Origin of the sequence: Gelidibacter gilvus (genome assembly GCF_004115975.1) — a bacterium.
Taxonomy (GTDB): domain Bacteria; phylum Bacteroidota; class Bacteroidia; order Flavobacteriales; family Flavobacteriaceae; genus Gelidibacter; species Gelidibacter gilvus.
Genome location: NZ_SDDZ01000011.1, coordinates 60,194 through 82,116, shown reverse-complemented (window position 1 = coordinate 82,116; position 21,923 = coordinate 60,194). Strand labels below are relative to the sequence as shown.

At 36.5% G+C, this 21,923-nt stretch carries 13 protein-coding genes and 1 pseudogene; 10 read left to right on the top strand and 4 right to left on the bottom strand.

Going from position 1 to position 21,923, the window contains the following annotated elements:
* From thiE to ESZ48_RS15185, 4 genes are read left to right on the top strand one after another with little or no spacing between them, the layout of a single operon-like run.
* Window positions 1–648: a thiamine phosphate synthase gene (thiE, locus tag ESZ48_RS15200; protein ID WP_129018357.1), complete on the top strand. Its 648-nt coding sequence runs from the start codon at window positions 1–3 to the stop codon at window positions 646–648.
* Window positions 649–652: 4 nt separating this feature from the next.
* Window positions 653–1,426 carry a thiazole synthase gene (locus ESZ48_RS15195; RefSeq protein WP_129018356.1) on the top strand — a complete coding sequence of 258 codons (774 nt, stop codon included), beginning with the start codon at window positions 653–655 and terminating at the stop codon, window positions 1,424–1,426.
* Window positions 1,419–2,540 carry a 2-iminoacetate synthase ThiH gene (gene thiH / locus ESZ48_RS15190; RefSeq protein ID WP_129018355.1) on the top strand — a complete coding sequence of 374 codons (1,122 nt, stop codon included), beginning with the start codon at window positions 1,419–1,421 and terminating at the stop codon, window positions 2,538–2,540. The genes ESZ48_RS15195 and thiH overlap by 8 nt, the downstream gene beginning before the upstream one ends.
* The gene (locus ESZ48_RS15185) at window positions 2,491–3,615 is read left to right on the top strand and encodes a ThiF family adenylyltransferase (RefSeq protein ID WP_317127994.1); all 1,125 of its coding nucleotides are present in this window, start codon (window positions 2,491–2,493) and stop codon (window positions 3,613–3,615) included. The genes thiH and ESZ48_RS15185 overlap by 50 nt, the downstream gene beginning before the upstream one ends.
* Window positions 3,616–4,016: 401 nt before the next feature.
* Here ESZ48_RS15185 and ESZ48_RS15180 read toward each other — a convergent pair whose 3' ends face one another.
* From ESZ48_RS15180 to ESZ48_RS19370, 3 genes are all read right to left on the bottom strand, one after another.
* Window positions 4,017–4,415 (bottom strand): response regulator, encoded by a 399-nt coding sequence (locus ESZ48_RS15180; protein ID WP_129018354.1) that lies wholly within the window; start codon window positions 4,413–4,415, stop codon window positions 4,017–4,019.
* A gap of 12 nt (window positions 4,416–4,427) precedes the next feature.
* Window positions 4,428–8,993 carry a PAS domain S-box protein gene (locus tag ESZ48_RS15175; RefSeq protein ID WP_129018353.1) on the bottom strand — a complete coding sequence of 1,522 codons (4,566 nt, stop codon included), beginning with the start codon at window positions 8,991–8,993 and terminating at the stop codon, window positions 4,428–4,430.
* A gap of 128 nt (window positions 8,994–9,121) precedes the next feature.
* Window positions 9,122–9,286 carry a hypothetical protein gene (locus ESZ48_RS19370; protein ID WP_190246279.1) on the bottom strand — a complete coding sequence of 55 codons (165 nt, stop codon included), beginning with the start codon at window positions 9,284–9,286 and terminating at the stop codon, window positions 9,122–9,124.
* 858 nt (window positions 9,287–10,144) lie between these two features.
* Here ESZ48_RS19370 and ESZ48_RS15170 point away from each other — a divergent pair.
* The gene (locus ESZ48_RS15170; protein ID WP_129018352.1) at window positions 10,145–12,529 is read left to right on the top strand and encodes a TonB-dependent receptor; all 2,385 of its coding nucleotides are present in this window, start codon (window positions 10,145–10,147) and stop codon (window positions 12,527–12,529) included.
* 71 nt (window positions 12,530–12,600) lie between these two features.
* Window positions 12,601–13,683: a PepSY-associated TM helix domain-containing protein gene (locus ESZ48_RS15165; protein ID WP_129018351.1), complete on the top strand. Its 1,083-nt coding sequence runs from the start codon at window positions 12,601–12,603 to the stop codon at window positions 13,681–13,683.
* 396 nt (window positions 13,684–14,079) lie between these two features.
* Here ESZ48_RS15165 and ESZ48_RS15160 read toward each other — a convergent pair.
* Window positions 14,080–14,400 (bottom strand): annotated as a pseudogene (locus ESZ48_RS15160) (ribonucleoside-diphosphate reductase subunit alpha); the annotation flags it as partial.
* A gap of 635 nt (window positions 14,401–15,035) precedes the next feature.
* Between ESZ48_RS15160 and ESZ48_RS15155 the strand changes: the two are divergent.
* From ESZ48_RS15155 to ESZ48_RS15140, 4 genes are all read left to right on the top strand, one after another.
* Window positions 15,036–16,232, top strand: coding sequence for a PAS domain-containing sensor histidine kinase (locus ESZ48_RS15155; RefSeq protein ID WP_129018350.1), 1,197 nt, complete (start codon window positions 15,036–15,038; stop codon window positions 16,230–16,232).
* A 283-nt stretch (window positions 16,233–16,515) separates the two neighbouring features.
* Entirely contained in the window at window positions 16,516–16,938 is a 423-nt protein-coding gene (locus ESZ48_RS15150) for a response regulator (RefSeq protein ID WP_223266474.1), read from the top strand.
* 393 nt (window positions 16,939–17,331) lie between these two features.
* Window positions 17,332–18,348, top strand: coding sequence for a chemotaxis protein CheB (locus ESZ48_RS15145; RefSeq protein ID WP_129018349.1), 1,017 nt, complete (start codon window positions 17,332–17,334; stop codon window positions 18,346–18,348).
* A 163-nt stretch (window positions 18,349–18,511) separates the two neighbouring features.
* Window positions 18,512–21,922, top strand: coding sequence for a chemotaxis protein CheB (locus ESZ48_RS15140; protein WP_129018348.1), 3,411 nt, complete (start codon window positions 18,512–18,514; stop codon window positions 21,920–21,922).
* Window position 21,923 lies beyond the last annotated feature (1 nt).

The window sequence follows — 21,923 nt, the reverse complement described above, 5'->3', positions numbered from 1 at the left end:
ATGATATCGAAATTACAGTATATATCACAAGGCGATAGTCCAGACGATCATTTAGATACTATCGAAAATGCTTGTAGATCAGGAGCTGATTGGGTACAGTTGCGTCTTAAAAACTTTGACAATGCTACGCTGCTAAAAACAGCAGAAAAAGCCAGAGAAATTACTCATAATTATCAAACCCGTTTGATAATAAATGATCACTATGAAATAGCTAAAGCGGTAAAAGCTGATGGAGTGCATTTGGGACAAACAGATGCCTGCCCTTTGGAAGCTAAAAAACACTTATACAGTTGGCAAATTATTGGAGGTACTGCAAATAGCATTCAAGATTGTAAAATTCTTATAGACCAAAAAGTGGATTATATAGGATTGGGACCTTTTAAATTTACCCATACAAAACAAAATTTAGGTCCTATTTTGGGATTGGATGGATATGAATTCCTCTTTAAAGCGCTTAACCCAAAAATCCGCATTATTGCCATTGGTGGAATTACTCTAAATGATGTTCCTGAAATTTTGAAAACAGGGGTCTATGGAATTGCCGTATCTGGGGAAATCACAAATGACTTTAACAAAATTAAGTTGTTCCAGCAGCTTTTAGGCTCCTCGCAGCTAAATGAAGAAGCTTGTAAATTAAATCAAAATTGATAATATGACAGATTTATTAAAAATCGACGATAAAACGTTCCATTCCAGATTATTTACCGGGACGGGCAAATTCAGTAGTTCCCAGTTAATGCAAGAGGCCATTATTGGGTCGGAAAGCGAATTAGTTACCGTTGCCTTAAAAAGAGTAGAACTGGATAATAAGTCTGACGACATATTGGTTCATCTCAAAGAAAAACACATGAATATCTTGCCAAATACATCTGGTGTAAGAACAGCTAAAGAAGCTGTCTTTGCTGCGCAATTGGCCAGAGAAGCCTTAGGTACTAATTGGATAAAATTAGAAATTCATCCAGATCCTAAATATTTATTGCCCGATCCAATTGAAACATTAAAAGCAGCTGAAGAGTTGGTAAAATTAGGTTTTGTGGTCATGCCTTATATCCATGCAGATCCTGTGTTGTGTAAGCGACTAGAAGATGTTGGGGTACAGTGCGTGATGCCTTTGGGCGCCCCAATAGGTAGTAACAAAGGGATTAAAACTAAGGATTTTTTAGAAATTATTATAGCACAAAGCAATGTGCCAGTGATAGTAGATGCAGGCATTGGAGCACCATCTCATGCTGCTTATGCTATGGAATTGGGTGCTGATGCCGTTTTGGTAAATACCGCTATCGCCGTCAGTCAAAACCCAGTACAAATGGGTATCGCCTTTAAATTGGCCGTACAGGCGGGTAGAATGGCCTACAAAGCAAAACTGGCCTCTAAAAAACAATATGCAGAAGCAAGCAGTCCATTAACATCCTTTTTGAATGCATAGTTTTAAAAACATTTTCGATTTACACGATTGGGATACAGTAGAACAAGAAATCTATAATGTTACCTCAAATGACGTTCAACAGGTATTATTGAAAGATAAGATCACGTTGGAAGACTTCAAAGTATTGATCTCTCCTGCTGCTAAACCTTTTATTGAACAAATGGCACAACGTAGCAATGCGCTTACAAAAAAACGTTTTGGGAATACCATCCAAATGTATCTCCCCATGTATCTTTCCAATGAGTGTCAAAATATTTGTACGTACTGTGGGTTTAGTATGACCAATAAAATTAGGAGGAAGACGCTTTCAGATAAAGAAATTCTTGAAGAAGTAGCCCACATTAAACGCTTGGGTTATGACCATATTCTTTTAGTTACGGGCGAAGCCAATAGCACGGTTGGTGTTTCATATTTAAAAAATGCCATCTGTTTAATTAGAGAACATTTCTCCAACATAAGTATCGAAGTGCAACCTTTAGATCAAGAAGACTATGAAACTCTTATTGAAGAAGGTCTGTACGCGGTTTTGGTATATCAAGAAACCTATCATAAAGCAACCTATAAAGTACATCATCCAAAAGGTAAAAAATCAAATTTTGATTATAGGATGGATACTCCTGATCGGTTAGGGAAAGCTGGAGTTCATAAAATTGGAATCGGCGCTTTGTTTGGTCTGGAAGACTGGAGGGTTGATAGTTTTTATACCGCATTACATTTAAAATATTTACAGAAGACCTATTGGAAGACAAAATATTCCATATCATTTCCAAGACTACGGCCACATGAGGGCGACGTGCAACCTAAAGTTGAAATGACAGATGCCGATCTTGTGCAATTAATTTGTGCATATCGTTTGTTGGATGAAGATGTAGAATTGTCCATGTCTACACGTGAGAGCGCAAAATTCAGAGACAATATCATCAAGCTCGGAATAACCTCAATAAGTGCTGAGTCTAAAACCAACCCTGGCGGATACGCTGTTGCTCCAGAATCATTAGAACAGTTTGAGATTTCCGATGAACGGAGTACTGAAGACATCAAACAAATGATACAATCTCAAGGGTATGAAGTTGTTTGGAAAGATTGGGATGAAACACTTTCAAAATCAGTTTGAAATGGAATTAATAGCAGCAGAACTAGAACAATACAGCAGACATTTACGTCTTGACGAGGTAGGAATAGCTGGACAACTAAAACTAAAACAGGCAAAGGTTCTTGTAATAGGTGCCGGTGGACTTAGTTGTCCTGTTTTACAATATTTGTCAGCAGCAGGCGTGGGTACTATTGGCATAGTAGACGATGACATTGTTGAACAATCAAACCTTCAGCGTCAAATTATCTACACCCATAAGGATCTTGGCAAATGTAAAGCAGCTGCTGCTGTTGAACGATTGCAAGAGTTAAATCCGTATATCCAATGTAATGCGTATCAATCAAGATTAACAAAAGACAATGCTCTTGAATTATTAGCAGCCTACGATATTATAGTGGATGGAACGGATAATTTCCCTTCGCGGTACTTAATCAATGATGCTGCGGTATTGCTGGGTAAACCTGTAGTCTTCGGATCTATTCACAAGTTTGAGGGGCAAGTATCCGTGTTCAACTTTGAAAATGGGCCAACCTATCGCTGTTTATATCCAACACCACCAAAACCAAACGCAGTTCCAAATTGCTCAGAAATTGGGGTTCTAGGTATCCTACCAGGTATTATTGGGAGTTTACAGGCCAATGAAGTCCTAAAAATTATCTTAGGCCTGGGACATATAGTGTCAGGGCAATTATTAACGTTTAATGCACTTTCCTTAAAGCAGACGCTGTTTTTTATTGAAAAGAATATGTCCACTTGCATTACATCTTTGGAAGACGATTACCAAGCATTTTGCGGTATCCCCATAAATATTAAAGAAATCAGTTTTCAGGAATATGAGAAACACTCATCAAGTTATAACCTACTCGATGTAAGAACCCAAACGGAGCGAGATGCAAATTACATCAAAAGCATTCATATTCCATTGGATGAATTACCTGAAAGATGCCATGAAATACCAGATAATAAGAAGTTGTTGGTACTTTGTCAATCTGGAGTCCGCAGTAAATTAGCGATTAAAATATTGGAACAAAACAGATTTGGAAGAGCGCTTGTGAATTTAGAGGGCGGTATAAAGAATGGAAGCTCACAGATTTAGTAGGTGTCAAATCAACTTTTCTAGAAAAGGCCAAAAGGAATTACGCAACTTTTTAACCTACCGGCTATACCAGCTGTAGAAACTATTTTAATATAGACTAAAATAAGTTTTATTTTGAATGCAGTCTAGTTAATGATAAACACAACTTCCGTTGGCCAATAAAAATCCTGTGAATGCGATTCAATGTCCTTCAATCTACATGATGGCGTTCTACTCTTCCTACGGGGGGGGGGCAACGATTGTATAATCACAGATATTTACTCATAGTGATTTACATTTGTATCAAACTTGCAACAGGCCGTAGTATTTACATGTCATGGCCGTCTTTGCGAATGCTTTAATAATAGGAGCACTTTGAGGAATGGGGGAAAGGGGGGACAGGAGTGGGAATTATCTTTCCATTACCCAAGTATCTTAATAAGCTTGGCTTTATTGAGTGGTTTTTCTATAAAATCTGAAACAAGTGGATTTGTCTGCGCGAAGTCTATGTCGTTAAGGTTAACAGACGATGAGAGAATGTAAATAGTATATTGCTCTTTTATTGATGCGTCCAAACGCTCAAACGCTTCAAGAAACTCCCATCCTGATAGGGTAGGCATATTGATGTCGAGAAAGAGTGTTGTTTTCCTATTGGTAGCGTTCTTTTCTGTTTCAAATTTTAGAAATTCCAATCCGTCTTCAGGAACAGTAAAGTCATTAACGAGTACTTCTCCAAACGTTTTTTTTAGGATCATTTTTGTTAGGAAATTGTTTAGCGGATCATCATCAACTAGAATGAACCTTCTTGCTGTTTGGGTCATTTCGTTTCAGATTTAAATTTCAAACGCTATTGTAAATTTTGTTCCTTTATTGGGTTCGCTTTCAATAGCTATTTTTCCACCGAGTGCTTCTACTTGTGTTTTCACCATGAACAAACCCATGCCTTTTCCTTCAACATGCGAATGGAAGCGATTGTAAAGCCCGAAAATTTTATCGCCTTTTTTGTCCATGTCAATCCCTAATCCGTTGTCTTTAAAAGTAAGGATTATTCTTTCATTCTCTTTTTTACTATTTATTTCGATGCATGGTGGTTCTTCTGGTCTGCCGTATTTAATGCTATTGCTTATGAGGTTATAGAAGATACTAAATATGTACACCTTGAGTGAATAAATTTCGTCTATATCTGAAAAGTCGGTTATGATGCGTACACGATGTTTTACAACAAGAGTGCCTATACTTAGCATGATATCGTTTACAAGTTTTGAAAAGATGATGATTTCCTTTTTCTCGTGGACTTCACGCTTACTCTGTAAGATAGTGTTGATATCTTTGATGATAGTGTCAAGTCCTGCTACGGATGCTGACAGCCCTTGCAGAAGTTCTTTTTGTTCCTTCGGGGTGATGGTTTCTTCCTGTAATATTTCTGCGAAACCTATAATATTCGCTGTAGGTGCCCGGAGATTGTGCGAAACGATATATGAAAATTGCTCGAGATCGTTATTGCGTTGAACAATATCAGAAATCATTTTGAGTCGTTCGCTCTCTGCTTGTTTTTCTTTTGTGAGGTCTCTTAATATACCATGAAGGTAAAGAGGTTTTCGATATGAGTCAAACTCAATCTTCCATTCCGATGATGCGTATCCTGTTTCACCATTTGTTCTTATGAAGCGGAACTGAAATGATGAATTTGTATATATAGAGAGAGCTTCCTCCATAGTGTTTACAGCCATAGCTCTGTCATCGGGGTGAATAAATGAAACAAAGACTCCACGAGAAGGTATTATATTTTCATCAATTCCTAAAATGCTATAAAATTCATCAGACCAGCTGTGTTCTGTGGTTATCATATCAATTTCATAACTCCCCACACGAGCTACGTGCTGCGCAACTTTTAGCTTTGCTTCGTTTCTGATGACTTTATCGGCTGCTTTTTTACTTTCCGTAATATCCTGACAAGTACCGGCTGCAATCAAAGGAGCACCCCTTTCATCATTTGTTACTGACCAGTTTTCTTCCACCCATTTTTCTATGCCCTGCGAGGTGATGATCCGGTGTTCCATTGTATTAGAACCGCTTTTCTCGAGTGAAGACTCAAAGGCCGCATTTACTTTCTTTCTGTCTTCAGGATGAATAAAATTCATGAAAGCTGAATGGGATGCTTCAAATTTTTCAGGATTGGATCCAAAAATACGATGTGTTTCGTCGGACCAATTTACTTGAAAAGTTTTCAAATCTGTTTCCCAACTGCCTACTTTGGCTACGGACTGTGCAGTTACGAGACGTTTTCTTTCTATCTTTAAATCGGAAGTAAGTTTACGGTGCTTGCGCTCACTTTCCTTAGTTTTTATCTCTGCATTTTTGAGTTTATCAATATCCTGGAAACTGCCATGTATCCTTATGCATATCCCATTTATAAATTCTGATTCACCGATGGTACGCACCCATTTTTGGTTCCCTTTAAAAGTGATAATCTGCAATTCTTCATCCCACGGAGTGCCTTTTTCTTTGCATTCCTGAACTTTTTGGCTAATTATGTCTTTGTGGATACCTTTAAAATAACTAATTCCTTCACCTAATATCGGAACATAATCTTTATCCACCTCACGTATCTCTTTTGTTATGTCTGACCAAAAAACAGTTCCTTTTACGACATCAATTTCCCAGCTGCCAACTGCCGCAAGCCTGTTTGATTTTTCTAAAAGGTCTTCTAAATGTTTCTTCTCGGTAATATCTGAAACCATTCCCAATGATCCTTTAAAATTTCCAAGTTCATCAAGAATAGGATTGGCTGACACCTTAGTAAGTACATGTTTTCCATGTTTAGAAATAAAACCAAATTCCATGTTTTCGGCTATTCCCCTTTTTCTTCTCTCCAAAGCAACCCCAGCTTTTTCCTTTCCTTTGGCATCCATATAATAAGAATTCTTTTTGCCTATCAATTCTTCTTCAGTGTATTCAAGGATCTCACACATCTTTTTATTTACGAAAGTTGTCCTGCTGTTTTCGTCAATCAGCCAAATTCCCTCCTGTGCCGTTTCTACAATCTGGCGGTATTGTTTCTCACTATTTTCTATTTTTTTTCGAGATAGTATGTGTTCTGTGATGTCATTCATAAAAAAGAAAACGCCTTCTATCTCTCCCTCGCCATTTCTATAGGCCTGATAAACGAAGTTTATAAATACATCGGTCATTTCGCCGTTTTCCAGTTTATCTATCTTAACTAATTTCTCAGTACCGCTATTTGTTTCACCTGTTTGGTAAACATGATCTAACGTGCTAATGAATCCTTGTTCAATGATTTCTGGAAGCACTTCGGCCACTGTTTTACCTATAATATCTACTTTGCCAATCATTTGTAGATAATGAGGATTAACCATTTCAAATACATGATTAGCACCTTTCAACATGCCAATTGCTGAGGGAGTTTTTGAAAACATATCGTAAAACTGATCCCTTTCATTTTTTATGGCTTTTTCCAGACTTTTTTTCTCAGTGACATCTTTTGCAATGCAAAACGTCATCTGAAGGTTTTTATCATAATTTATTGACCAAAGTAATGGAACTACTTTACCATTTTTGTGCACATACCTATTTTCAAATAGTGGAATCTGAACGCCGTTAAAAATTTTTTCAGCCGCGTTGGAAGTCATGGCAACATCTGCACCATTTACCAAATTTATATATTTCGTACCAATGAGCTCTTCCGGTGTGTAGCCCCAAACCTGTTTTGATGCAGCGCTGACATTTACAAATTCCCCGTCAGCATTAATTGTACAAATAACATCTAACGAAAAATCGAGTATCTTATGTAGTTCAGAAAGTGTTTTTTGAAGCGCGTCTGAAGTATCGTTAAGGCTATTTTCAGCGATCTTTCTTTTGGTAATATCATGATGTGATATCACTACTTTAGAATCATCTTCACTAAATTTCGTGACAGAGAGATTGAACCATCGTTGCTCAGTTAATGAATGGCACGGATATTCAAGTTCAAAGGTTGCTACTTCCTTATTGAATACCGATTGAATGCCCTGTAATATTTGCCCCGCTATAAGATCTCCCTCAGCCATTGATTTTTCGCAAACCTCGATATAGTTGCTGCCGGTAGAGACTCCTTTGACTATGTCTACACCATTGGTTTTTGAAAAATCATCCCATGCCTTGTTGACTGTTATAATATGTCCTCTATGATCTGCAACAATAATGTGCGATTGTAGCGATGCAAGTATTTCCCTATTGAATTGCTCACTTTCTTTTAGCAGTTGTTCTGCATGTTTTTTTTTACTTATATCCCGAACGATCATTGATGTTCTTTGCTCACCATTCGCAATATTATAAATAACAGATGTTAGCTCCCCAAGAAATCGCTCCCCATTTCCACGAATTAGGGTAAGTTCAGCTTTCACTTTACCAGTTCGCTGTCTTTCTTCAACAGCTGCAGCCACCCGAGGGTCTGTGTTATCCACTAATCCAAATCTACCAGCTTTACAAATTTCTTCCTCACTCATTTTAAAAATAGTACAGGCAGCAGGATTAGCCTCAAGTATTTTTCCGTCAGTTACTGTAAGAAGGATACCATCCATACTGTTTTTAAAAAGTGAATGATATTTCTCCTTGTTTTCATTTATGATTTTTTCTGCGTTCTTTCTGTCAGTAATATCATGAACTATCTTAGCTGCTCCAAAAACATTTTTGTTGCCGTCTTTAAGAGGAGAGAGTGTAAGTGAAACATTCACTTGTGTTCCATTTTTTGTAAGTCTTACGGTTTCAAAATGCTGTACAGATCCACCACTTTTAATGGTTTCCATAAATTCCGCTTCTTCTGGAAAACAATCAGGTGGAATAATGAGAGAAATGTCTTTACCAATAGTTTCTGTCTCTGAATAACCAAAAAGCTTTTCTGCGCCTATGTTCCAACTGGTAATTATTCCATCCAGTGTTTTGCTAATAATGGCATCATTAGAAGCATTAACGATAGCAGTAAGATGTGCATGGTTACAAATCAGTCGCTCTCGTTCTTTTTCTAGGCTAAATTTCTCCACAGCTTTTAGTACTGCCTGTGGCAAACAATGTAAGCGATCTTTGAGAATATAATCATCAGCCCCTGCTTTCAATACTTCAACGGCATATTCGTCTGAATTAGTTGCTGTAACAAGTATGAAAGGGATTTTTATTGCTTTTTGTTTAACTATCTTTATTGCCTCCGTTGAATCAAAGGAAGCAAGTGTGTCTCCGGAGATGATGATGTCTGGTGTGAATTCTTTGAGCGCATTCTCAAAAGCAACTTTATTGTCAACAACCAATTTCTCAAGTTGAATGTTTCCTTTTCTTAATTCTCTGTCCACTAAATCAGCATTGGCAGGGATGTCTTCAAGGTGAAGTATTTTAAATTTAGTTTTCAATCTGTAGGATTTTTTAAGCTTATTTAGATGTGGGTTGGTTCACTCGCGGCTACTAAAAATGAAAGTATGAAATTGTCAACTCTGCATTGTTCATTTTATAATTATCTATCGGCAGGATTTGGACCGAATTATTTATAAAATATTTTTTTAGCAGCTTTTATCAACTTTTCCAACGCCTCAACAGTTCTGTTAACATCGATAAATTCGACAACACGATTTGTGTTTTCCTCATTTTGATGAGCGAGTTCTTTGTTGACAATGAAAAGTTTCTCTGAAGTCTGTTTTTTATCCATTTGTTGTTGTTTAATTCTTTATATCGAAGAATTGTAGGTTGCACAAATCTGATGGATTAATGAATAGTAATTTAATTGATAAAACTCCAATATTGTATGAATGAAGTCTTAAGTTAAATTTGAATCTATGATTTGAGGGAGCTCAAAGGTACTTATTATACTAACATAATAAGCATTAAATACTCCCCATTCTCAATCAATATTTACGTTTTTGAAAAATTTGGTGGAAGTTAAGTAAATAAAATTGTGGATCGGTTTGAGTTCCTGAAAATTACGGGGTGTATGCTTTCCACTTTAGTGGCATTAATAACAACGACTTTAAAATGATTTAGAGGTCTTTGTTTCCTGCATGGATTTGCATGGGTAATTTATTAAATCTGTGGGCTTTTGACTTAAGTTAAGGCTCGGGGTTTGTTAAATTAATTTATACAATATAGAGAAAAGAAAGGCGAATAGTGGCAGAAATAGGCTTAAGACTCGAATCTACTTTAACTTGACTTCAAACATCTACGTGTTTGAAGTCAAGTCCGCTTTAAATCTGCGTTACAAGAGTGATAATTTTCACTACCCAAGCAGTCCACCTCTCTATATTCCTGAAATATAACAACATTTTGGTAAAAGCACTTCATTACAAAGATCTTGGGCACAACTTCAAACATTTCTACAATATAGCCTCTCTCATTTTCCCCCACTAAAGCTGGACCATATTCAAAAAACCATATTGAGTCATGTCTATTGGGTTAAATTGTCAAGTATTCAAAAACCTAAATGTAGAAAATAAAAAACAAATTTTTGTTGGTGCTATTCCATTTAAAATTTATATTTGCCTTCTATTTTTAATTAATCTAAATAAGAATAATGAAATATTTTATTTTGTCAGCTTGGCTGCTATTTATCATGACTACATTTTCTCAATCAGAATTAAAGGGTGTCATAAAAAGTGATTTACAAGAACCTATTACCGGAGCTACAATATATTTGGAGGAATTACAAAAAGGAACCATTACCAATTTTGAAGGGTTCTATACTTTGAAGGATATTCCCGAAGGAACCTATACTATAACAGTAAGAATGTTAGGATATCAAACCAAACAAGAAAAGATAGCATTTGGATCTAATGATATAGAAATTTATAGTACGACATTAAAGGAAGACTACGGTAGTCTGGATGAGGTAGTAATTTCTGCAAGTCGTAATCCTGAATATCTTTCTGAAATCCCTGCTTCTATCACGGTTGTAAATTCAGCAGCACTCAAAGAATTCACCAAATTATCATCCAATATTAATGAAATCTTAGCTTTTACTGTTCCTGGACTTGCCGTGAGTACTGGAACTTCCTCAAATTGGGGGCAAACTTTAAGAGGTAGATCCTTATTGGTAATGGTAGATGGAATTCCTCAATCAACCCCTCTGCGAAATGGCCAACTGGGAATTAAAAGTATTAATCCCAATGACGTCAGTAGAGTTGAAGTTATAAAGGGAGCAACTTCTATATTTGGTAATGGAGGAAATGGCGGCTTTATCAACTATATTACTAAAAGCCCGAACATCGCAGAGAAAATGAGCGGAACGACTGAAATATGGGGAACTTCCCAAATTTCTGATACAGAAGATGCGCTGGGCTACGGGGTTTATCAATCTTTTACTGGACACCTCAATAATTTCAATTATTATGTAAGTGGAAGTGTAGAGCATTCAGGAAATAAATATGATGCAGAAGGGACCCCTTTGCTTCCCACTTATGGTTTTGACAACACAACTATTTATAGCACATATGGCAAACTGGAATATTTGCTCTCTGAAAATCAAAAGTTAACAATTAATGGAAATCTTTATAAGTCGCTTCAGGATTCTCCTTTTATTCCAGTTTTTGCAGATGTGCAGGTCTTTAATAAAGAAGGGGATTACGCTTTGCAATCAGGCTATGGCGTAAAGGGGTCAGTCCCTGGAGAGCAACCTACAGGTTCTCAATTGATAAATGGAAGACTAAAATATAATTTAAACTCAATCTTTTCAGGGACGACAGATTTTGAATCCGACCTATATTATTCTAAAGCTAAGAGTATTTTCTTTTATTCAGATAAATTCGAAAATGGTGGGCAATCTGTTATCAATTCAGAAAAATATGGCTTACGGCCTAATTTTAATACGCGAATCAATCCGTATGACGGGGTTGATATCTCACTTATATATGGTCTGGATCTATTAAGGGACAGAACTAATCAAGGCTTGTTAGATGGCAGGCTATGGGTGCCAAATATTGAACTGATGAGCGTAGCGCCTTATTTACAAACGACCTTGAAATTAAATAAAAAGTGGGTGTTTAAAGGCGGCATACGCTATGATGATTTAAAAATGGATATTGTAGACTATAATACCCTTCCTTATTCACCCAAAGGAGATGGTAATTTTAATCCTTCGGTTTCAGTTCAAGGAGGAGAGTTAGCATTCAAAAACCTCGCGTTTAATTTGGGTCTAAGATATATTGAACGTCAGGAATTTATTCCATATATCAGTTATTCACAAGGGTTTTCCATTGCTGATTTAGGGTCAATATTAAGATCTGCGATAGCTGAGAATATAAACAATATTCAACTTGAACCAGCTGTTACCAATAATTATGAATTCGGATTAATTTCTAAATTCAACAACCTTCGCTTAGAGGCTGTAGGATACTATAGTACCTCAAATTTAGGAACAGGAGTTGTATTTAGTGATGAGTTAAATACATTTATACCTTCCGAACAACCGCAGAAAATATTTGGTGGAGAGGTTGCTATAGATTATACTTTCCCCAATAATAAATTGTTTCTTGGAGCATCTTATTCTTATGTAGAAGGACTAAAAAACGCTACAGGAGATGAAAATAATTTAAGTTATGTTGGTGGCGATGTTATTTCTGCGCCTAAATTAACAGCGCATATTACTTGGAAACCAATAGAAAAGATAAGTGCTTCCTTGAGAGTGCTTAATTTAGGAGATCGAAAGCGGTTTGATCCGTTTCAGGACGCAGAAGGTAATTTTGCATTCAGACATACTGAATTTCCAGTAAAAGGATATACTGTGGTCAACCTATCAACTACCTTCGAAATAAAACCCAACATTGATATTTCTTTAGGTATAAATAACCTATTGAACGCATACTATTTGCCCGCAAGATCTCAATGGGCGGCTCCCTTAAGGTCCTTTACCGTAGCAGGCGAAGGAGCTAACGCTCGTCTTGGTGTAACTTACAATTTTTAAATATGGTGGTCGCCTTTATTCCTGCACATCAATGCCCAAACAATAGATTCCTTCACAATTAAATTTATTACTTGAAGCCTTTCATAAAAATAGTTAAGAAAATACACCTTTATTTAGGATTGTCATGCGGTATATTGGTCTCTATTTCAGGGCTCACTGGTTCTTTGTATGTATGGCAACCAGAGATAACGTCGGCCTTAAACCCAAAATTACTGAAGGTAGATGCTCTCAATACTATTTCTGAAGACGTACTTTTAAAAACATCGTTAGTACTCTATGAAAATCAAAAAGATACTGTAGCTAAGATATTTCTTCCTTATCGAGAGCAGCAGACTATTTCTATTGTCTATAATAATGGTAAAACGCTTTATTATCATCCAGAAGATGGAAGGGTTTTAGGCCGAAAATCAGCGTCCATATCATTTTTTGAGAATTTGTTGAATATTCATCGCACCCTAGGGATTCCTGAAGTTGGCAAATACATTATGGGAGGAAGTACCGTATTATTTTTACTTTTTCTCATAACTTCTGGATTTTTTTTGTGGTGGAAAAAATACAAATTGAATTTAATAAAAGGGGTGAAAATTAAATGGAAACGAAATAGAAAAAGGTTTAACTACGACGTGCATAAAACACTAGGTATTCTTTTTTTATTTCCCTTGCTTATAATGGCTTTTTCAGGAGCATATTTCACCTATGCCATCTATTATAAAGCAGGGTTCCAGTTAATGAATGGCTTTACCGAAAACACCAAACCTCAAAAAATGATTAAGACGGGTTCTACTTTGGATTTAAAAAACTTATTGCAGAACCCAGACCATCATTATTCACTTCGTGCAATTTACTTGCCCAAGGATCCAAATGATACACATCAATTTAGGTATATAAAAGATAGGTTTATCGGTCCCGGTCTTAGAAAAACCAAGGAGTTAAAACTAGATCAAAATGATAAAGTGATTAGTGTCACGGCTTTCGACAGCGACCCTATTAGTGAGCAAATATCATCACAAATGTACCCGATTCATATTGGAGAAATTGCAGGCTCGCTGGGGAGAGTTTTGGTTTTTATCTCTGGGTTTGTCCCTATAATTCTATTTATTACCGGTCTGAGATTTTATTATTTTAAAAAGAACAAATCTAATAATAGAAGTTAAACGATCATTAAATGCTTCATTGATTGGCTCAGTTTTTAGACCAATCAAAGTTTTAACTTTGATTCTACAATTCTAATAATTAAATAACTAGTTACATTATTTATTCAGCTCATTCCAATGCATTCATTGCTTGCCTGTCGGATGGCAATAAAAATAACATTTTGGGAAAAGCGCCTAAGTAAAATAGGGTTGCACATAATCCCCAATACCAGATTTCCGTTATGTTAACTCTTTCCACTGTGTTGGGAATAAACAAATATATTATTGCGCCAAATTTGTGAACATCATGCGACAAATTCGACTACGAATGCAACAAAATAAAAAGAACAGGTACACATTGGTTTGACCTGTTCTTTCTTTTATTTGGGAACTTCAATAACTATACTACTCCAAATTTTATGCTTCACAACTCACACAGTCTTTTTTCTGGGCAAACTTTTGGGCAACATTCATGCTATGTTGGTAGTAAAGAGATTTTAGTCCGAGTTTCCACGCGGTGAAGTGAATTTTGTTGATATCTTTAACAGGCATTTCTGGATGTACAATAATATTTACTGATTGGCCTTGATCAATATAATTTTGACGGTTGGCCGCTTGGTATATTAAATCTAATTGATCAATTTCAGAATAGGTTTTAAATACATCCCTTTCATGCTCTGTTAAGAAATCAAGATGCTGCACTGATCCATCATTGTCACGGATATCTCGCCAAACCTCGATCATTCCCGAAAAAAGTCTGGATGCTGGCGAGCTCGGTTGCAGTGTACAGCTTTGAGGTCACGTGTGCTTTAAATCTTACTAACAACAAAAGCTATATTCATAATCCTTTCACCCCATTGCCAATCTTTTCCGCGAAAAGCTCCATTACGGGCAAAGCGCTTCATTAAAAAAGTCTTGGACCCAACTCCAAAGCTTCCGTTTTCCATTACACTTGCATGCTCATTCTCGAAAAGATCGGGGAAGCAGGCAAACTCCATTGCAATCTACAGCTTTGAAGTTTCGTCCGCTTAAACCCGGCTAAATCAGAATAATCCGTTGTCATAATACGGGAAACACAAACACATATGATAATAATATTTTTTTCATTGGTCTGAATTGGGTTAGATTAATAAAGGGCTAAATAGTTATGCACGAGTAGCATAAAATGGACATCTACTGCCTGAGATGTTAGTAGATGAAAATTCAGTTAGTTCTTTTAAACTATTTTCTGTTTTACATTTCCATCCCACCTGTCCAGAATGATCCTCTCCATAACTAGTTTCTTAATAAAACGATTGTAAAATCCTTGCTTTTTAAAAACTGCTTACCTTTACAGTTGAGAATTAAAATATTAATTTAGTCAATTAAATAAAATGGAAAAAGACCATTCAGTAGCTAAAGTTCTAAAAAATCAATATGTCCCTACGGCAGAATTTTTCAGTCAGATAATAAATAGTTTACAGGATTATTCAATTTTCACCCTTGATGAAGATTTTAATATTAACAGTTGGAGTGCCGGTGCGGTAAAAATATTTGGTTATGAAACAGAAGAAGCCGTCGGGGAGCCTTTTGAAATAATTTTCACGGAAGAAGATAAAAAAGAAGGCGTTCCAAAACAAGAAATTGACACCGCCACGAAAGAGGGAAGAGCTGTAGACAATAGGTGGCATATTTGCAAAGATGGAAGCGTATTTTATGCTTACGGCCTGGTTTTTCCACTAATAGGAGTGGATGGTAAACTGTTGGGTTATGTCAAAATCTTGCGGGATTTAACTGATAGGAGGAAGTCAGAAGAAGACATAAAGAACTATATAAAAGAACTTGAAGAACTGAACATACATAAAGAGAGTATCCTTGCCATTCTTTCTCACGATTTAAGAAGCCCCTTAGCAGCTATTATTCAAACGGCAGAGTACCTCAAATCAAATATAGAAACCATACCACCTGATGAAGCGAAAGAAATGCTTGAACTTCTACATAAAGAATCAACCGATGAGTTAAGTATGTTAGATTATTTGTTGGAATGGGCAAGAATCAAATACGCATCAGATACATTTACCCCCAAAACAATTGAGCTTTCTAAATATGTTAAAAAAGTATTTGATACTTTAAAGGAGACCGCTTCAATCAATACAATAAACCTCCATCAGGAAATTGAAGAAAATACGAATGTTTTCGCTGATGGAAAAATGGTACTCTCTGTACTCCAAAACATTGTGTCAAATGCCATAAAACATTCCCATAAAGGAGGCATGATCACGGTTACAGCGAAGAAAACAGAGGGTAAAATGATTGTGGAAATTAAGGACGCCGGAGTTGGCATGTCTAAAGACATACAGCAAAAACTCTTTACCCCGCAAATGAATGCGCTTGCAACAGAAAGAAAAGAAAATAAAGGGGCGGGCATAGGATTGCTGTTAGTAAAGGGTTTTTTAGAAAAAAATGGCGGCGAAATTTGGGTGGAAAGTATTGAGGGCGAGGGATCTTCTTTTTACTTCACATTACCTCTTAAAAAAACTACGGATAAAATAGTAAGTGGAGACACGATAGCGTTTGATGAAGGTGCTTAGGCCTTGCAAGAACCAATAGCGGACAAGCAAATTCTTATTTTTAAGTATGCACGAAGAATGGCAAAAATAATGCTACCTATTGCCACTAAAACTCCGTGTGGTTTAGTTAATTATTCTCCTGATTTAGTCTTCTCTAGGCGAGAGAACTCTCTATAGTATAACATTCGTGAGAAACCAGATACAAACTGTAAACGTGAATTATGTAATATATTTTGCAAAAAATGTAATACATCTCAAACTTTAAAAAGGTAGTTTTACATAAAACATTATAAAATTAATTTAAATGGGGTCTAAAAAAAACGAGCTTTCAGATAAAAAACTTTTAATGATTGTGGACGATGATAAAGACGACCGTTTTTTTTTTCGCAGTGCCATTCGTAAATATAATCCATCCTTTGAATGCATAGAAGCTGAGAATGGTGTTGATGCGCTTCAACAACTCAGAAAGAGAGAGGAGCTACCCGATTTTATTTTTCTCGATTTGAACATGCCGAAGATGGATGGGAAGGAATGTCTAATAGAATTGAAAAAAGATAAAACCTTAAAAAATATTTCTGTCATTATTTATAGTACTTCAGAATATAAAGTAGATAAAGAACTAACCAAAAAACTTGGAGCCGATTATTTTCTCACAAAATTATCTGATATTTATCCATTGCCCGAAGAATTAATAATTGCTTTGAAAAAGGCAGGAGAAAAAAGATAAATTCGCTATACCTCCTAACTTCCACGTGCCTCTCATTTTTCTTTAAGAAAAAGCTGGTCCCTATAAACCATTTTGGGCTATCCTTCACTAAAATAAAAAAATAAGCTCAATGCTTTATATTTTTAAATTTAGTCCAGATATATCAGGATTTCGCTTTATTTGTCAAGTTTTTTTTAAATAGTGATGAGGTAGTTTGAGCACATTAACTAAATAAAACTATATAATATAGGAATTATTATTTTTATATTGGTTTTCGTATCTTCCTCAGCGATAGCATAAAATTGAGGGCTTTCAAAATTTTGTGTGCATGGAGATAATACAGACCACAGGCTCTATTTTAACAATGGAAAAGACAGAGCAAGAAACTATCTTTAACAATTAAACTTACAAAAAATGAGAACTCCAAAATTTATTATTGTTGTAGGCACTTCAGCAGGCGGAATGAATGCCCTCATTGAATTTGTTTCACAGTTGGACGTAAAAATAGATGCCGCAGTGTTTATTGTAATGCACTTGTCAAAAACAAGCATCAGCGATTTTTTAGTTCATCGTCTTCAACCGCATACCTCCTTACTATGTGAAGTTGCTAAAGAAAATACAGCAATACAAAAGGGTCACATTTACATTGGTGCACCTAATGCGCATCTGCTGGTTAAAAAAAATAAAATTATTCTAGGTCACGGTCCTGAAGAAAACCGCTGGCGGCCTTCCATTGATGTCTTGTTCCGTTCAGCCGCCGCCGCTTATAGTACAAGGGTTATTGGTGTGGTATTAACCGGCTCACTTGATGATGGTACCACTGGCATGCTAGCTATTAAAAGAAGTGGTGGATCCTGCATCGTGCAAGACCCTAATGAAGCCGAATATCCTGATATGCCGTTATCCGTTCTCAATAACATGGAGGTGGATCATTGCATTTCGCTCAGCGATATAGGAGATGTGATTTTTAAAATTACGCAATCCACACCCGAAGAAATTCCTGCCCCGAAGGATATTATAATTGAATCTGAAATTGCTGAAAGGGTAGTGGTGGATTACGAAAGTGTCAAACAAATTGCGGAGAAAGACATTTATGCCTGCCCTGATTGCGGTGGTGGGTTGTGGAGCATTGAAGCGGAGAAAGGAATTACAAATCGTTACCGGTGCCACATCGGACATTCTTATTCAGAAAGTGATTTGGTGATCAAACAAGGTGAAATATTAGAGTCAACCTTGTGGGTTGCATTGCGCATTATGGAGGAGCGTAGAAATCTATTGAAGAAAATGGAAAGTGATAATGGCAAAAAAGGATACTTAAAAATGGCAACGAGCTATCGCGAAAAGGCAGAGGACATTCAGCAACATGTTGACAAAATGAAAGAGGTGTTATATGCTTCGCAAAAAATCACTTATATAACTCCGCTGGTATAACACTAAATAGATATAAATTAAAGAAAATTTGATGAATCCTGATAGCCATTCGAACGAATTTGATTTACTTTGAACATCCGTTATACTACTAACTGATCCAAAAAAATCAGGTAACGTGGACAATTGCAAATTCATAAAGATTATTTAAGAACCGTTTACAGCAATGACATCAGAGAAAAAAATAGAGATTCAACCGCCTGCCACCGTGCAGAACTTTCCTATTGTTGGCATTGGCGCGAGTGCAGGAGGTCTTGAAGCATTTAAGCGCTTACTCAAAGCCATTCCCGAAAGTTCTGGAATGGCGTATGTATTGGTGCAACATCTTGATCCAGAGCACGAAAGTATGTTACCAGAAATCTTACAACGGGTAACCAGCATTCCTGTGCATGAAATTACTGAAGACATCCATTTAGCACCCGACCATATTTACACCATCCCTTCCAACAAAATTTTAACCTCAACAGATGGTGTGTTGCAACTCACGCCGCGCGATAAAAAAATTCTAAATCTCTCCATCGATATTTTCTTTACATCTCTTGCTGAAGTTCATAAAGAGTTTGCAGTAGGTGTCATATTATCAGGCACAGGTAAAGATGGAACTGAAGGTCTGAAATCCATCAAGGAATATGGAGGCATTAGCATAGCACAGGACATGGAATCAGCAGCTTATGATGGTATGCCAGAAAATGCCATCAACGCAGGAGTGGTTGATTTTATTTTAGCTCCCGATAAAATTGCTGAACATCTTTTGCAAATAAACAGCACGGAAATAACAAATAATGTTGACAAGAAGGAAGAACCACAACCCAAAGATGATGGATCAGTTTTTAAACAGATTCTTTCATTGCTTCGACAGCGTAGTGGTGTTGATTTTACCCATTATAAGGATCCGACGTTACGAAGACGCATCGCGAGACGAATTGCCATTGTTAAAAAGAAAAATCTTAACAATTATTTGCAGTTTTTACGCACTGATGACGCCGAACAGGATGCGCTTTTTCAGGATATGCTTATTCCGGTAACCTCTTTTTTCCGAGACCCAAAAGCTTTTGAAACCTTATCGGAAAAAGTTTTCCCTTGCATTATCAAAAATAAAAATCCGGATGCTCCTATCCGTATGTGGGTTGCAGGTTGTTCCACAGGTGAAGAAGCCTATTCGATTGCCATCTGCCTACAGGAATTTTTGAGATTGAATCCAGATAAAGATCGCGAGCAAACAAAAATTCAAATCTTCGCTTCCGATATTTCTGAAAAAGCAATTAAGAAAGCGCGGTCAGGAAACTACACCAAAGCCGAAGTAGAAACGCTTTCTGCATCGTTGCTTGAAAATTATTTTACAAAAACTAATAATGGGTATGAAGTAAGCAAACTCATTCGAGATATGTGCGTGATTGCACCTCACAATTTTTTAAAAGATCCTCCATTTGCTAAAATGGATTTAATCAGTTGTCGTAATGTGCTTATTTACATGGATACATTTTTGCAACAAAAAGCATTCGCCACGTTTCATTACGCACTTAAAGAAAACGGATTTCTGCTCTTGGGTAAATCTGAATCTACAGGGGCATCTTCTGATTTGTTTGCATCCGTCGCAAAAAAGGAGAAAGTTTATTCGCGTAAGCCGGTAGCAGGTCGTTTTAGGCATATTGCCACAGAATTAAAAGAACAAGCTTCGACAAGAAAATTTAAATCCGTAACCAAACCGGAAGCCACACAAACAGATTTTCGGAAAAGTGCAGAGGCAATCATGATTTCTAAATCACCTGCAAGTGTTGTGGTGAACGAACAAATGGACATTGTTCACATACATGGAGATATCACATCTTTTCTTCAGTCACCACAGGGGAAACCCACTCATAATCTTTTACTAATGGCCCGCGAAGGTTTAGGTTTTGAATTACGGAACGCCATACACAAAGTTACAAAGAATCAGGCAGCAGTAATCAAAGAGAATGTTCCTATGGGCAGAAATTCCCAGAATGATGAAAATGATGAGGGAAAGCAGTATTTGGTTAATATAGAAATTATTCCGATTACCGATACCGTTGAACTGCACTACCTAATCCGTTTTGAGAAAACGATAGTTCCGAATGAGAAAGAAGATAAATCAGCTTCATCAGGAAAAACAAAAGCTGACGACGCAATAAAGCGAAATGAACAATTAGAAAAAGAATTGGCCTACAATCGTGAAGATATGCGCTCCATTACCGAAGACATGGAAGCCGCTAATGAAGAACTACAAAGTGCCAACGAAGAATTGCAGAGCAGCAATGAAGAGATGCAAAGTTTGAATGAAGAAATGGAAACATCCAAAGAGGAACTGCAATCCACTAATGAAGAACTGATCATCGTAAACCAGGAGTTGTTTGACAAGCAAGAGCAACTGAGTGCCGCCCGTATCTATTCTGACAGCATCGTTAGCACTATGTTCCATCCGCTAATTGTTCTGGATAAAGACCTGTGCATAAAAACCGCAAACGCTGCTTTTTATAAAAAATTTAAGGTGGATGAAAACGAAACAGAAAAAAAATGGTTTTATGAAATCCAGCACCATCAGTTTGATGATTATAGGCTTCGCTCGTTACTCGTAAAAGTTCTTTCTCAAAAAGACCAAATAGAAGACTTCGAAATCATTCTTAAGATCCCCGAAGTAGGGGAGCGTAATCTGTTAATGAACGCACGACAGATTAAAAACAAAAGAACGGCAGAGCAGTTAATATTACTGGCAATTGAAGATGTCACTGACAGAAGAATTGCAGAAGAAAAACTAAAAACATTTTCAGAAGAATTAGAAACTAAAGTAAAAGAACGAACCACTGAACTCAAAAAAACAAACGAAGAATTAGAGCAAACCAACAAACAATTAGACCAGTTTGCCCATATTGCCAGCCATGATTTGCAAGAACCATTGCGGAAAATTTTAACCTTTTCCAAGCGTTTACAGTTAAATCATAAAGAGGAGTTGAGCAAAGAAGCAAAATCATATCTCGACAAAATAGAAAATGCGTCTTCTCGTATGACATCGCTTATCCGTGACCTATTAAATTATTCGAGCTTGTTGGAGCACGAAAAAGTTTATGAACAAACTGATTTAAATATAACTGTAGAAAATATTATAAACGATTTTGAATTGCAGTTTGAGGAAAAGAAAGCCCAATTAAAATTTAGTGATCTCCCAACCATCGATACCATCCCTTTGCAAATGAATCAGCTTTTTTACAACCTCATTAGCAACGCACTTAAATTTTCAAGAGAAGATGTGCCACCACTTATCACCATTACATCGCACACGCTTTCAGAAAAGCAAATTAAAAAATATTCGAGTTTAAATCCCTCAATTTCTTATGTTGAAATTATCGTGAACGACAATGGCATTGGATTTGAGCAAAAATATTCCGAAAAAATATTTACCATATTCCAACGGTTGCACACTAATGAAGATTATGTAGGCACGGGCATTGGTTTAGCAATCACAAAAAAAATTATTGAAAATCATTACGGATTAACTTTTGCAGATGCAAAAGAACATAGTGGGGCATCGTTTCATGTCATACTCCCTTTTAAACAATCATAAT